At 66.2% G+C, this 13,705-nt stretch carries 15 protein-coding genes; 8 read left to right on the forward strand and 7 right to left on the reverse strand.

Going from position 1 to position 13,705, the window contains the following annotated elements; translation table 11 throughout:
* Nucleotides 1-2 precede the first annotated feature (2 nt).
* Together A7W11_RS17140 and A7W11_RS17145 are read right to left on the reverse strand one after the other, a co-directional pair.
* On the reverse strand, nucleotides 3-1,088 hold the full coding sequence (locus A7W11_RS17140; protein WP_066133531.1) for an AI-2E family transporter: 1,086 nt from the start codon (nucleotides 1,086-1,088) through the stop codon (nucleotides 3-5).
* A 59-nt stretch (nucleotides 1,089-1,147) separates the two neighbouring features.
* Nucleotides 1,148-1,855, reverse strand: coding sequence for a DUF3053 family protein (locus A7W11_RS17145; RefSeq protein ID WP_066415682.1), 708 nt, complete (start codon nucleotides 1,853-1,855; stop codon nucleotides 1,148-1,150).
* A 573-nt stretch (nucleotides 1,856-2,428) separates the two neighbouring features.
* Between A7W11_RS17145 and A7W11_RS17150 the strand changes: the two genes are divergently transcribed.
* Together A7W11_RS17150 and A7W11_RS17155 are read left to right on the forward strand one after the other, a co-directional pair.
* Complete coding sequence (locus tag A7W11_RS17150) at nucleotides 2,429-2,710, forward strand: hypothetical protein (RefSeq protein WP_066415684.1); 282 nt, start codon at nucleotides 2,429-2,431, stop codon at nucleotides 2,708-2,710.
* Nucleotides 2,711-2,788: 78 nt separating this feature from the next.
* Nucleotides 2,789-3,478, forward strand: a complete 690-nt coding sequence (locus A7W11_RS17155; protein ID WP_066415685.1) for a cytochrome b/b6 domain-containing protein — start codon at nucleotides 2,789-2,791, stop codon at nucleotides 3,476-3,478.
* Between the two features lie 28 nt (nucleotides 3,479-3,506).
* On the opposite strand, the gene A7W11_RS17160 is transcribed toward A7W11_RS17155, so the two are convergent.
* Together A7W11_RS17160 and purB are read right to left on the reverse strand one after the other, a co-directional pair.
* Nucleotides 3,507-3,962 (reverse strand): c-type cytochrome, encoded by a 456-nt coding sequence (locus A7W11_RS17160; RefSeq protein WP_066415687.1) that lies wholly within the window; start codon nucleotides 3,960-3,962, stop codon nucleotides 3,507-3,509.
* A 110-nt stretch (nucleotides 3,963-4,072) separates the two neighbouring features.
* Nucleotides 4,073-5,449: an adenylosuccinate lyase gene (gene purB, locus A7W11_RS17165; protein WP_066415690.1), complete on the reverse strand. Its 1,377-nt coding sequence runs from the start codon at nucleotides 5,447-5,449 to the stop codon at nucleotides 4,073-4,075.
* 263 nt (nucleotides 5,450-5,712) lie between these two features.
* Between purB and A7W11_RS17170 the strand changes: the two genes are divergently transcribed.
* The gene (locus A7W11_RS17170; RefSeq protein ID WP_066133513.1) at nucleotides 5,713-6,324 is read left to right on the forward strand and encodes a glutathione S-transferase; all 612 of its coding nucleotides are present in this window, start codon (nucleotides 5,713-5,715) and stop codon (nucleotides 6,322-6,324) included.
* Between the two features lie 183 nt (nucleotides 6,325-6,507).
* Here the strand turns inward: A7W11_RS17170 and A7W11_RS17175 are convergent, their stop codons facing one another.
* From A7W11_RS17175 to A7W11_RS17185, 3 genes are all read right to left on the reverse strand, one after another.
* Nucleotides 6,508-7,308, reverse strand: a complete 801-nt coding sequence (locus A7W11_RS17175; protein WP_412778739.1) for a sulfite exporter TauE/SafE family protein — start codon at nucleotides 7,306-7,308, stop codon at nucleotides 6,508-6,510.
* Between the two features lie 124 nt (nucleotides 7,309-7,432).
* The gene (gene mnmA / locus A7W11_RS17180) at nucleotides 7,433-8,548 is read right to left on the reverse strand and encodes a tRNA 2-thiouridine(34) synthase MnmA (RefSeq protein ID WP_066415694.1); all 1,116 of its coding nucleotides are present in this window, start codon (nucleotides 8,546-8,548) and stop codon (nucleotides 7,433-7,435) included.
* A 47-nt stretch (nucleotides 8,549-8,595) separates the two neighbouring features.
* On the reverse strand, nucleotides 8,596-9,555 hold the full coding sequence (locus A7W11_RS17185; protein ID WP_066415695.1) for a LysR substrate-binding domain-containing protein: 960 nt from the start codon (nucleotides 9,553-9,555) through the stop codon (nucleotides 8,596-8,598).
* A 215-nt stretch (nucleotides 9,556-9,770) separates the two neighbouring features.
* Between A7W11_RS17185 and A7W11_RS17190 the strand changes: the two genes are divergently transcribed.
* The 5 genes from A7W11_RS17190 (at nucleotide 9,771) to A7W11_RS17205 (ending at nucleotide 13,672) form a co-directional block, all read left to right on the forward strand.
* Nucleotides 9,771-10,754: a Bug family tripartite tricarboxylate transporter substrate binding protein gene (locus A7W11_RS17190; RefSeq protein ID WP_066415698.1), complete on the forward strand. Its 984-nt coding sequence runs from the start codon at nucleotides 9,771-9,773 to the stop codon at nucleotides 10,752-10,754.
* Nucleotides 10,755-10,842: 88 nt separating this feature from the next.
* Nucleotides 10,843-11,718: an N-formylglutamate amidohydrolase gene (locus A7W11_RS17195; protein ID WP_066415700.1), complete on the forward strand. Its 876-nt coding sequence runs from the start codon at nucleotides 10,843-10,845 to the stop codon at nucleotides 11,716-11,718.
* 159 nt (nucleotides 11,719-11,877) lie between these two features.
* Complete coding sequence (locus A7W11_RS28050) at nucleotides 11,878-12,036, forward strand: hypothetical protein (protein ID WP_156523126.1); 159 nt, start codon at nucleotides 11,878-11,880, stop codon at nucleotides 12,034-12,036.
* A gap of 122 nt (nucleotides 12,037-12,158) precedes the next feature.
* Nucleotides 12,159-12,419, forward strand: coding sequence for a type II toxin-antitoxin system death-on-curing family toxin (locus A7W11_RS17200; RefSeq protein ID WP_235816901.1), 261 nt, complete (start codon nucleotides 12,159-12,161; stop codon nucleotides 12,417-12,419).
* A gap of 134 nt (nucleotides 12,420-12,553) precedes the next feature.
* Nucleotides 12,554-13,672 (forward strand): Re/Si-specific NAD(P)(+) transhydrogenase subunit alpha, encoded by a 1,119-nt coding sequence (locus A7W11_RS17205; RefSeq protein ID WP_066415704.1) that lies wholly within the window; start codon nucleotides 12,554-12,556, stop codon nucleotides 13,670-13,672.
* Nucleotides 13,673-13,705: the final 33 nt, after the last annotated feature.

Here is a 13,705-nt window from a genome sequence, read left to right on the forward strand (position 1 = left end):
TATCACGACACGCCCGGCGGCGGATTCGTCTGGTCGCCCACCTCTTCCGGCGGCGAGAACAGATCCCAGCACGCCACGAACAGCGCGGCGATCAACGGTCCGATGACGAAGCCGTTCAGGCCGAACAGCGCCATGCCGCCCAGCGTGGAAATCAGCACCAGATAATCAGGCAGCTTGGTGTCCTTGCCCACCAGGATGGGGCGCAGCACGTTGTCGACCATGCCGATGACCAGCACGCCGAACAGGATCAGCACGATGCCCTGCCAGGTGTCGCCCGTCAGCAGGAAATAGATGGCCACCGGCGCCCAGATCAGGCCCGCGCCGATGGCCGGCAGCAGCGACAGGAACGCCATCACCACGCCCCACAGCAGCGCGCCCTGGATGCCCAGCACCCAGAAGATGATGCCGCCCAGCGTGCCCTGCGCGGCGGCCACGGCGACGTTGCCCTTGACCGTGGCGCGGATCACCGTGGTGAACTTGCGGAACAGATGCTGCTTGTGCATGTCGGACAGCGGCACGGCGCGGCGCACGCGGCGCGACAGGGCCGAGCCGTCGCGAAGCAGGAAGAACAGCAGATACATCATCACGCCGAAGCTGATGAGGAACTGGAACGTGTCCTGGCCGATGTTGAACGCCTGGGTCGCCAGGAACTGGCTGGCCTGCATGGCGCCGGACGTGAGCTTGTCCTGGATGCTCCTGACGTCGCCGACGTCGAAGCGCGCCAGCATGTCGTGCACGGGTTCGGGCAGCGCGCTGATGGCCTGCTGGAAGAACTTGCCGAAATCCAGGTTGCCGGAACGCATGCTTTGATAGAGATTGGCGCCTTCCTGCACCAGCGCGCCCGCGATCATGGCCAGCGGCAGGATGACCAGCAGCAGCACCATGGCCAGCGTGAGCAACGCGGCCAGATTGCGCCGTCCGCCCACACGGTTGATGATGCGGCGCTGCACCGGCGCGAACAGGATCGCCAGCGTGCCGCCCCAGAACACGGCGCTCCAGAACGGCAGGAGCACCCACGCGAAGGCAAGGGAAACCACGATCAGCAGGTAGTGGAACGTTCTGCTGTGCATCAAGCTGATCTTGCTCATGAGCCATCCATAGGGCCGCGCCCTGCGCGAGGACCGGCCATTGTACGAGTTACAAAGAATCAAGGAGTGGGCGGCTTCAGCGCGCTCAACTGGCGCTGTGCCGCGTCGATGTCGCCCGATCGGCCATTGAGCCGCGCCAGAAGCGTATTGAATTGCGCCTGGACCGAGGGATCCCGCACCTGCGCCAGCACGCCATCCACCAGCAGTTGCTCCTCATGCGATTGCGCATAGGCGGCCACGCGCCCCGCATCGCCCAAGGTGTCCTCCATCGTGGGATACAACGCCAGCAAGGTGCCGGCAGGCTCGGTCACCGCCTTGTGATACGCCGGCGTGAAAGCCTGCTTCAGATCGTCCGCCTGCAGCAACGCCGCGCGCGCCTCGTCGGCCCGCGCACGCGCCTTCAGCAGGGCCTGCCTCGATTGCGCCAGGCGCGTCTGCAATGCCTGGAACCGCCTGCCGCGCGCCGCGACCTCGGCCAGGCTGTGCAGCGTCAAAACGCGCACCGCCTCGCCCATGTCCGCCATGCTGTCCTTCAACGTCTCCTGGAAATCGCCGATGACCTCGTACTGGCGGGTGTAGCCGCCCAGCGCCTCGCGCTCAGGCTCGGACGGCGGGCGCACCAGCGCGCCGGGCGCCGCGGTCACGCGGGTCTGCAGGAACAGGATGAAGGCGGCGCGCTGCTGCGGCTCGCGATCCACGCAGCCGGCCAGCGCCAGCAGGCACAGGCCAAGCACACAATAGAACGGGCGGTACAAGGAGGGTCGCATCGGCGGGCAAATTCAAGCGGCGCTGCGCAGCTTATCCCACGGCAAGCCTGGCGGCGCGCTGGCGTGGAAATTGTTGCCATCGAAGCGGACTGTGACAGAGGCGCGACAAAACATCTTGACAAAACAAGTGGTTACGCATATAGTGTTGAAAGTTTGCCTCAGCAGCCACAGAATAATCACGCAAAACAGCTGCGGCCCCCGTCTGGTATCGACCTTCCCCAAGATCCATCCAACGTCCTGACCGAGCCATTCATCAAGTCAGGCGGTCGAACCTTTATCGGGTTTCCGATGCGCTAATCGGCAAACCAGTTCTCGTGCCCTTGGGCCGAGTCACCCTGCGTCGAAAAGTGCATCCCAGGTGCCTTGCATCGGCGTATTCACCCCGGCGATGCCTCGCATTTCCCCGGCATGGCAGGCGCCTTTGGCCCTGGCTTCGGAACGCAGCCGTCTTGTCACGTCATCGCGATTTTGCGGTCACGCTGTTGCAACGCGTTCGGGCCATATTGGTCCGTTCTTTACGCTCGGGTTCGCCCGCGCATGGCAGTCCCCATAACAACTCAAAAAGAGAATCCCATGAAAAAAACGATCACCCCCATGTTGCTGCGCCGTCCGCAGCACACCTCGCTGGACGACACGCCCATCCACGTCGGCGACATCGTCTATCTGCAGCCGGCGGAAGGCCCGTCCATCCGCGCCCAGGTCATCTACAACGCGCCGTTGAACGGCACGGTCACCTACACCACCGACCTGGTCCGCTGCAACGGCAGCGACGCCGGCAAGCAGACGCGCATCCGCTTCCGCCACGAGCACGTGCATCGCATCGAACCGGTGCAGCGCCACGCGGCCGCCTGCTGATACCTTGTCACCGCATGGGCACGAGCACGTGCCCATGCGTGCTAGAGTGCCCCGGTTCCCCACTCCAGCAGCCCCGCCATGCCCTATTCCCGCCACTCGGTGCGCATCTGGGATGTGCCCACCCGACTGTTCCACTGGGCGTTCGCCGCCTGTGTCGTCGGCGCCTACGTCTGTGTGAAGCTGGGCGGCCTATATATGGACTGGCACGTGCGCCTGGGCCTGGCGGCCTTCGGCCTGGTGGTGTTCCGCGTCATCTGGGGCTTCATCGGCCCGCGCCATGCCCGTTTCTTCAACTTCGTGCGGGGGCCGGGCGCGCTGATGGCCTACCTGCGCGGCGCCTCGGCGCAAGGCGGCCACAATCCCCTGGGCGCGCTGTCGGTGCTGGCCATGCTGCTGGCCATCGGCGTACAGGCCGCCTCGGGCCTGTTCATCACCGACGACATCATGGTGCAGGGCCCGTTGTATGGCCGGATCGACGAGTCCTCGTCCAGCTTCCTGGCCTGGCTGCATCACAACAACGAGTGGATCATGGTGGCGCTGGTGGCGCTGCACTTGGCCGCCATCGCCTGGTATGCGCTGGTGCGCCGCCAGAAGCTGGTGCGCGCGATGATCTCCGGCGACATGCCTGCCGGCCAACTGGCCGACGACGCCCAACCCAGTGAAGATGGTCCCGCCGTATGGCTGCGGGGCCTGGTGCTGGCCGCCTGTGTGGCCGGCCTGGTGTGGTGGATACAGTCGCTGGAAGTGACGGCCTCGATGTCGTACTGACACCGGGCCGCCCCGGGGGCCGGAAGCCTCAGCGCTTCTGGCGGTAGGAGTCGTGGCAGGCCTTGCAACTGGCGCCCACGTCGCCATAGGCGGCGCGCAGTTGCGCCAGATCGCCCGAATCGGCGGCCGCGGCCAGCTTGTCCACATTGGCCCGGAAGGCGTCCTGCTTCTGCTTGAAGTCGGCCGCGTCGCTCCAGACCGCGGGCAGCGCGTGGCCGCCTTCGGTGCCGGGACCAAAGGCCGCCCACGGCAGCGCGGACAGCGTCTGCAGGACTTGCACGTTGGCCTTGACCTGGGCGGCGTCGAACGGCGCCTGGCCGCGCACCACCGGCTGCATGCGGCCGAAGTGCGACGCGATCAGGGACAGGGCCGATTGGCGGTACTTGACGGCGTCTTCAGGCTTTGCGAATTGCGCTTGCGTCGGAGCCGCCCAGAAGGCGGCCCCCGTACAGGCCACCAGAGCGGCCGCAAACAATTTCTTCATCAGTCAACTCCTGGAGTGAATCGAAAAGTGCGCGCCCGCGGCACGCACCGCATCGACGACTACCCGGAGTGGACGTGAGCGGCGCGCGCGTTCCTCGCGCCCCGCTTGGACTATACCTGCCGGGCGAGGTTCGCGGCCAATCCGAGATAGGAACGCGGCGTCATGTCGAGCAGGCGCTGCTTGGCGTCCGCCGGCAGGGCCAGGCCCGTGATGAACTCGCGCAGGGCCTCTTCGGTGATGCCCTTGCCACGCGTCAGCGCCTTCAATTGTTCGTAGGGCTGCGGCAGGCCATAGCGGCGCATGACGGTCTGCACCGGCTCGGCCAGCACTTCCCAGCACGCGTCGATGTCGGCATCGATGGCGGCCGTGTTGACCTCGAGCTTCTCCAGGCCGCGCAGGCAGGCGTCCCAGGCCACCAGGCAGTAGCCCAGGCCCACGCCCAGGTTGCGCAGCACGGTGGAGTCGGTCAGGTCGCGCTGCCAGCGCGACACCGGCAGCTTCTCGGACAGATGGCGCAGCACGGCGTTGGCCAGGCCCAGGTTGCCTTCGGAGTTCTCGAAGTCGATCGGGTTGACCTTGTGCGGCATGGTCGACGAACCGACCTCGCCCTCCTTCAGGCGCTGCTTGAAGTAGCCCAGCGAGACGTAGCCCCAGATGTCGCGGTCCAGGTCCAGGATGATGACGTTGGCGCGCGCGATGGCGTCGAACAGCGCGGCCATCCAGTCGTGCGGCTCGATCTGGATGGTGTGGCGGTTCTGGGTCAGGCCCAGGCCGGCCAGCACGTTGCGGCTGAACTCGGGCCACTCGATTTCCGGGTAGGCCGACAGATGGGCGTTGTAGTTGCCGGTGGCGCCGTTCAGCTTGGCCAGCGGCTCGACCTTTTCGATGGCCTCGATGGCGCGCAGCAGGCGCGCGGCCACATTGGCGAATTCCTTGCCCAGGGTGGTGGGGCTGGCGGGCTGGCCGTGCGTGCGCGACAGCATGGGCTGGTCGGCCTGGACGGCGGCCATGTCGGTCAGCTTGGCGGCCAGTTGGCGCAGGCGCGGCACCACCACGTCGGTGCGGGCGCGGCCCAGCATCAGCGCATGCGAGGTGTTGTTGATGTCTTCCGACGTGCAGGCGAAGTGGATGAACTCGGCGGCGGCGGCCAGCTCGGCATGGTCGGCCACCTGCTCTTTCAGCCAGTACTCGACGGCCTTGACGTCGTGGTTGGTGGTGCGCTCGATTTCCTTGATGCGGCGGGCATCGGCTTCGGAGAAGTCACGTACCAGGGCGGCCAGGCGTTGGCGGGCCTCCTGGGTGAAGGGCTGGAGCTCGGGCAGGCCTGCGTCGGACAACGCCACCAGCCAGGCCACTTCGACCTCGACGCGGTGCGCCATGAAGCCGGCCTCGGACAGCAGCCCCCGCAACGCATCGCCGCGCGACGCGTAGCGTCCGTCCAGTGGCGAAAGCGCATTGAGTTGGGTGAGCTGGTCGGCGATCTGCATGATTTGTCTGGAGAAAATAAGGGAAGAAGAAAACAGGCGCGAAAGACTCAGCGCGGCGGCAAGTCGGGGCCGATGGCAACGGCGCCGTCTTCCGAGGTCGGGATGAAGCGTTACAGAGGCTTCATGAAACGGGCCCGATTTTATCATTGCACCCCCTGTAACACTGTCGCACCCGCGCATCGCCCGCGGCCCGCCCCGATCGGTCGGGCCTTTGGGCCTGCTATACTTCGGCCGCTTTCCGACTATGCCTTTTCCGTGACTCCATGAAACTGATCGGCTCGCTTACCAGTCCTTACGTCCGTAAAGTACGTGTCGTCATGGCCGAGAAGAAGCTGGACTACAAGCTCGAGCTCGAGAACGTCTGGGCCGCCGACACGCAGATCCAGAAGTTCAACCCGCTGGGCAAGGTTCCGTGCCTGGTCATGGAAGACGGCGGCGCGCTGTTCGACTCGCGCGTCATCGTCGAGTACCTCGACACCCTGTCTCCCGTGGCCCGCCTGCTGCCGCAATCCGGCCGCGAGCGCGCGGCGGTCAAGTGCTGGGAAGCCATCGCCGACGGCGTGCTGGATGCCTGCGTGCTCATCGTCAAGGAGCGCCAGCGCCCCGAGGCCCAGCAAGGCGCCGACTGGATCGAACGCCAGTACGGCAAGATCGAGGCCAGCCTCGACGCCATGGACAAGAGCCTGGGCGACCATCCCCACTGCATGGGCGTGAACTACAGCCTGGCCGACATCGCGCTGGGCTGCGCGCTGGGCTACCTGGACCTGCGCTTCCCCGACCTGAACTGGCGCGCCAACCACGCCAACCTGGCCCGCCACTACGACAAGCTGTCGGCGCGCCAGTCGTTCATCGACACGGCGCCGCAAACGGCCTGACGCTCGGTCGCGGGTCGCGGCATCCAGAAACGCGAAGGCGGACCACGAGGGTCCGCCTTTTTGTCTGCCGCGCGTGCGGTGCGCCATGCCGCGCCAACCCGTCGCGCCAACCCGTCGCGGCATGCCGGTGGCATGAGATCCCGAGCGCCCTCGTGATGAGGGCTCGGCGGACGCCGTCCCGGCTCAGGCAAACGCCTGCCAGGCCTTCACCAGCATGTACGCCGACAGGGCGAACAGCAGGCAGGCGAACACCCGCTTGAGCGTGGCCACCGGCAGCTTGTGCGCCATGCGCGCCCCCGCGGGCGCCGTCAGCACGCTGGCGCAGACCAGCGCCAGCAGCGCGGGCCAATAGATGAAGCCCAGCATGCCGGGTTGCATGCTTTCTTCCCGGATGCCCGACAGCACGTAGCCCACGCTGTTGGCCAAGGCGATCGGAAAGCCCAGGGCGGCGGAGGTCGACACGGCGCTGTGCAGCGCCACGTTGCACCACACCATGAACGGCACCGACAGGAAGCCGCCGCCCGCGCCCACCAGGCCCGAGATGAAGCCGATGCCCACGCCGGCCGCGCTGGTGCCGGCGAAACCCGGCATCTGGCGGCTGGGCTTGGGCTTGGTGTTGCGCAGCATGTTGAAGGCCGAATAGCCCACGAACAACGAGAAGAACAGCGACAGCCAGGCCGTGTTCAAGGCGGCGAACGCCGCGCCGCCCGACAGCAGGCCGCCGACGATGATGCCCGGCGCCATCGCGAACACGATGCGCCACTGGATGGTGCCCTTCTTCTGGTGCGCGCGGATGCTGGACAGCGAGGTGAACAGGATCGAGGTCATCGACGTGGCGATGGCCGCGTGCACGACCAGATCCCGGGGCATGCCCTGCAGGGTGAAGATCATGGTGAGGAACGGCACCAGCAGCATGCCGCCACCGATGCCCAGCAAACCCGCGGCGAAGCCGGCCACTGCGCCCAATGCCAGCAGGCACAGCATGATCGAGATATCCACGCGAAGCTCCCCTTCCCTTTATATGAGCGGCAGGCCGCTACCTGGCGCCGCGCGCGCCTGTGCTGATGATGGCCGTGGAAAATGCGTGCGCATCCCCACCGCCGCGCGATCACGCGATGATACCGCCCCCCAGGCACACATCGCCGTCATACAGCACGGCCGACTGGCCGGGCGTGACGGCCCACTGGTCCTGCGTGAAGGCCAGCCGGAAGGCGGCCTCGCCGGCGTCCGTCAGCACGCAGGCGGCATCGGCCTGCCGGTAGCGGGTCTTCGCGCCGTACGTGGCGGCGGCGGGCGCATGACCGGCGATCCAGCTGGCGTCCTGCGCCTTCAACTCATTGGACAGCAGCCACGGGTGATCGTGGCCCTGTACGACGTACAGCACGTTCTTTTCTAGGTCCTTGCGCGCCGCATACCAGGCATCGGCGGTGCCATCGTCGTTCTGGCGTCCCTTCACGCCGCCCACGCCCAGCCCCTTGCGCTGGCCCATCGTGTAGAAGGACAGGCCATGGTGCGTGCCGACCTTCTGCCCCTCGGGCGTCAGGATGGGGCCGGGCGCGGTGGGCAGATAGCGGTTGAGGAATTCGCGGAACGGGCGTTCGCCGATGAAGCAGATGCCGGTGGAGTCTTTCTTGGCCGCGTTGTGCAGGCCGATCTCGTGCGCGATGCGGCGCACTTCGGTCTTGTGCAGCTCGCCCAGCGGGAACAGCGTGCGCGCCAGTTGCGCCTGGTTCAGGCGGTGCAGGAAGTAGCTCTGGTCCTTGCTGGCGTCCACGGCCTTCAGCAGCTGGTGCTCGGGGCCGCCGGGGCCGTCGATCGTGCGCCGGCGCGCGTAATGGCCCGTGGCGATGTGCTCGGCGCCCAACGCCATGGCGTGGTCGAGGAAGGCCTTGAACTTGATTTCGGCATTGCACAGCACGTCGGGATTCGGCGTGCGGCCGGCGGCGTATTCGCGCAGGAAGTCGGCGAAGACGCGGTCTTTGTACTCGGAGGCGAAGTTGACGAATTCGAAATCCACGCCGATGCGGTCGGCCACGCTGGCGGCGTCCAGCAGGTCTTGCCGGGTGGAGCAGTATTCGGAATCGTCATCGTCTTCCCAGTTCTTCATGAACAGGCCGACGACCTCATAGCCTTGTTGCTTGAGCAGCCAGGCGGTGACGGAGGAATCGACGCCGCCGGACATGCCGACGACGACGCGGCCAGGCTTGGTGGGGGATACGGACATGATGGCGATATTTTATCTGTAGGGCATGGCGGCGGGGTGCGGTGGCGTCAGGCGGCGGCGCCCGGCGCAAGCACGAGGGCGTGTGCGGCCCCGGCGTGGCCTTGCGCGTCGGGCCGCGGCTCGGCCGCCAGCGACACCTCCATCAGCCAGGCCCGGAACGCCTGCAGCATGGGCAGGCTGGCCTTCTGCTCCGGGTAGCACAGGTAATAGCCCTGCCGAGCGCGAATCGGCAACTGCGCTGGCACGACCAGCGTGCCGTCCAGCAGCTCGTCGCCGATCAGGCAGCGCGGGATCAGCGCGATGCCGAAGCCCGCGGCAGCGGCCTGCGACAGCAGTGCGTACTGGTCGAAGCGCGCGCCTTCGCGGGCGCGGCGCGTATCGCAGCCGGCCTGTTCCAGCCAGTCCAGCCAGCCTTCCAGCGCGGAGGTATGGTGCAGCAGCGGATAGTCCAGCAGTTCGGCTGCCTGGGCGCCTTCGTGCGGAATCAGGCGGGGGCTGCATACCGGCACCACGTCTCGGCCCACGATGTAGTCCGCCCCGCTGCCGGGCCAGATGCCCTCGCCGAAGCGCACGGCGGCGTCCAGTTCCGGGGTGGAGAAATCGTAGCCCTGGCGATGCGGCAGGAATTCCACATGGATGTCGGGCCGCAGGCGCATGAAGGCCGCCAGCCGGGGAATCAGCCACCGGGCGCCGAACGTGGGCATGCAGGTCAGGTGCAGCGTGCCGCCGCGCCCCTGGTGCGCCATCAACTCCACCGTGGCCGCCTCGATCTGTCCCAGACCCGCCTGGATTTTCTTCAGATAGGCCTGGCCGGCCTCGGTCAGCACCAGGCCTTGCCGGATCCGCAGGAATAGCTGGACGCCGACGAAATCTTCCAGATGCTTGACCTGCTTGCTGACCGCGCCCTGCGTGACGCACAGCTCCTGCGCCGCGCGCGTGAAGCTGCTGTGGCGGGCGGCGACCTCAAAGGCCTGTAAATCAGTAAGGGAGGGGCAAAATCGACGCATGGGGGCACCCGGCGCCCGATGCGCACGGGAGGAATGGGAAACGGAGGGATCGCCGGGCGATGCCGGGCGCGATGCCGGCCAGCCATGACCAAACGGAATAGATTACGGAGAATCTTTCGTTTGCGCAAATCGTGCGCGTCCCGCCAGAATCGAGGGTCGTGCCGATCTTTGCGGCCTTCCTTCTTAAAACAGCTATCCCCCCAAGGAAAGAAATCATGCAACGCCGTTCCGCCCTGCTGGGCCTATCGCTGGCCGCCCTGGCCACCCTGCCGCTGTTTTCCGGTGTGGCCCACGCCCAGGACTACCCGAACAAGCCCATCCGCTTGATCGTTCCCTTTCCTCCCGGCGGCACCACCGACATCGTCGGCCGCCTGTTCGCCGACAAGCTGACGCGCGCCCTGGGCCAGACCGTGGTCGCCGAAAACCGCGGCGGCGCCGGCGGCTCGATCGGCAGCGCCTTCGTGGCCAACAGCGCTCCCGACGGCTACACCCTGGGCATCGCCACCGTCAGCACGCACGGCATCAACCCGGCCATCTACCCCAACCTGCCGTTCGACGTCACCAAGGACTTCACGCCGATCTCGAACCTGGCGTCGGTGCCGAACATCATGTCGATCAACCCGAAGGTGCCGGCCAAGAACATGGCCGAGTTCATCAAGCTGGCCAAGAGCGAGCCGGGCAAGCTGACCTACGCCTCGGCCGGCAACGGCTCGGTCTCGCACATGATGGGCGAGATGTTCAAGATGGCCTCGGGCACCAACCTGATGCACGTGCCCTACCGTGGCGTCGGCCCCGCGCTGAACGACACGTTGGCCGGCCAGGTCGACATCCTGTTCGACAACCTGCCTTCGACCCTGCCGCACGTGCAGGCCGGCAAGCTGGTGGCCATGGCCGTGGCCGCGCCCAAGCGCGTCGCCGCCCTGCCCGACGTGCCGACCTTCGCCGAAGTGGGCCTGGGCCCGGTGAACGATTCGTCGTGGTTCGGCCTGGTGGGCCCGGCCAAGCTGCCGCAGCCCATCCTCGACAAACTGTACAAGGCCGTGGTGGAAGTCAGCGCCGATCCCGAAGTCAAGAGCAAGCTGCAAGGCCTGGGCGCCGAAACGGTGGCGAACACGCCGGCCGAGTACGCCAAGCAGATCAGCGATGAAGTCGCCAAGAACAAGCGCATCGCCAAGGAAGCCAACGTCAAGATCGACTAAGGCCCGCAGTACCTTCAGGACGCCAGCCCCGCGCCCGCGCGCGGGGCTGCGATCCCAAACGGCAGTACCCAAAGCAGCACCCCAAGCCATGCTTATTCAGCAACCTCTTTCCTACCGCTTCGAACTGCCGGCCGACTATCCGACCGCCCCCCTTTCCGCGCCGCTGGTGCTCGATTCGCCGCACAGCGGCACGACCTATCCGCCCGATTTCAAGTCGGTCATCGAAGCCGGCGTGCTGCGCACCGCCGAAGACACCTGGGTAGACGATCTCTGGAGCGACGCCATCGCGCTGGGCGTCCCCCTGCTGGCCGCCACGTTCCCGCGCGCCTACATCGACGCCAACCGCGGCGAGCAGGACATCGACCCCGACATGCTGGACGCCCCGTGGCCCGGCCCGGTGTCGGCCTCGCCGAAGATCAAGCTGGGCAAGGGCCTGATCTGGCGCATGATGGACGACGGTACGCCGCTGTACGACCGCAAGCTCAGCGTGGACGAAGTGCGCCATCGCCTGGAAACCTGCTGGCGCCCGTATCACCAGGCGCTGGGCCGTGTGCTCGACCAGGCGCATGCGCGCTTCGGCCGCGTCTGGCACATCAACTGCCATTCCATGCCCAGCGTGGCCGGCGCGTTCGCCACCGACAAGCCCGGCCTGGTCCATCCCGACTTCGTGCTGGGCGACCGCGACGGCGCCACCAGCGATCCGGCCTTCGCCCGCTTCGTGGCCGATTTCCTGCGTCCGCGCGGCTACGACGTCGCCATCAACGATCCCTACAAGGGCGTCGAGCTGGTGCGCGAATTCGGCCGGCCCGCCGAAGGCCGCCACAGCCTGCAGATCGAGATCAACCGCAAGCTGTACATGGACGAAGTGTCCCTGCGTCCGACCGAAGGCTACGGCAAATTGAAGAATGATCTGCGCGAGCTGACCATCGCACTGGTCGAGTGGACACGCGCGCAGACGTCATGACACGCGCGTAGTGGGCCGGACGCTGGCTCGTCCGGACCTGCCCAAGCCCCCATGGATTCACGGTCATGGGGGCTTTTTTGTGCAAGAACCGCCGATGTAAACTCGCGTAGTAGACGCGAATGCTCCTGCTCGCGACCAGACTCTACGGTGATGAATATCATGAACAAGTACGGCATCGTCATCAAACCTTGCACAGAGAAGACCCTACCCGCCGACATCAAGTTGGTCGGAAAGGAGGATTCCCGGGTGGTCATCAGCGCTGCCAAGCGTATTTTGGTAACGCATGAGAAGGTTATCAAGGCCTTGGCCAATCGATGAAATAACGCGATGTCCGCCATTACCCCGCAGATGGTCACGGAGATTCACGACCTCATCCTGAGTACGGAATCCGGGCTTGCAGGAGGGCATGGTTCCGGCCCGCTCGAAGGTGCCTGGGACGCGTGGCCAATCACATTGAATATGCAGGCGTAGAAGACGTCTATGAAATCGCCGCCTTGTACGCGGTGGCACTGGCGCGAGGCCATGTGTTCAATGACGCGAACAAGCGCACCGCATTGGTTACCACGCTGACCTATCTACAGATTCATGGCGTCGATATTCCTCGCAGCGACCAACTCGAAGAAATCATGGTCGACGTCGCCGAGGGTACGCTTGATGCCGTATCCTTGGCTGAGATTCTTTACACGCTGGCTCCAGCCTGATAAATCGCGGATCACGGCGCTCAACCTCGCGATACTGTCAGCGGCAGGCCACGATATCCGACCTAGTAGTTCCCCTCCTCGACCTCGGCAGGCGTTTATGTATAACTATGCGCAGCCTTCCGAGGAGGAGCGTGATGCAGATCGGGATACCAAGAGAAACCCGAGACGGGGAAGCCCGTGTCGCAGCAACGCCGGAGACAGTCAAGCGCTATGCCGCGGCCAAGCACCGCGTCTGCGTCGAGCGCGGCGCGGGCATGGCCGCGCGGTTTCCGGACCAGGCTTATGAAGAGGCGGGCGCGCAGCTATGCGATGCCGCCGACGCACTGGGCAGCGAGCTCGTCCTGAAGGTGCGCGCGCCGTCACCGGACGAACTGCCTCGCATGAAGGCCGGCAGCGTCGTGGCGGGCATGCTGGACCCCTACGATACCGACGGCCTCGCCGCCATGGCGCAGGCGGGCCTGACCGCCTTCTCGCTGGAGCTCGCGCCGCGCATCACGCGCGCGCAGAGCCTGGACGTGCTGTCGTCGCAGGCCAACCTGGCAGGCTACAAGGCGGTGCTGCTGGCCGCGCACTACTACGGCCGCCTCTTTCCGATGATGATGACCGCGGCCGGCACGATCAAGGCCGCGCGCGTGGTGGTGCTGGGCGCGGGCGTGGCGGGACTGCAGGCCATCGCCACCGCGCGCCGATTGGGCGCGGTGGTGGAGGCGTCGGACGTGCGGCCCGCCGCGCGCGAACAGATCGAATCGCTGGGCGGCAAGTTCATCGACGTGCCCTACGAAACCGACGAGGAACGCGAGATCGCGCAAGGCACGGGCGGCTATGCGCGCGCCATGCCGCCCGCGTGGATGGCGCGGCAGGCCGTGCTGGTGGCCGAACGCTGCAGGCAGGCCGATATCGTCATCACCACGGCGCTGATACCGGGGCGGCCTGCTCCCATGCTGTTGTCGGCAGAGACGGTGCAGGAAATGAAGCCAGGCTCGGTCGTGGTGGATCTGGCGGTGGAGCGCGGCGGCAACTGCCCGCTCAGCGAAAAAGGACTGGTGGTCCACAAGCACGACGTGACGCTGGTGGGGCTGACCAACCTGCCCGGCCTGGTGGCCACCGATGCGTCCGCGCTGTATGCGCGCAATCTGCAGGACTTCCTGAAGCTGATCGTGGACGCGGAAGGCAAGCTGGCGATCAACCGCGACGACGAGATCGTGGCCGCCTGCCTGGTGTGCGAGAACGGCGACCTGACGAGGAAAATCTAGGATGACGACTCTCACGTCCACTATCTCCGAGCG

This window comes from Bordetella ansorpii, from assembly GCF_900078315.1.
Lineage (GTDB): Bacteria > Pseudomonadota > Gammaproteobacteria > Burkholderiales > Burkholderiaceae_B > Bordetella > Bordetella ansorpii.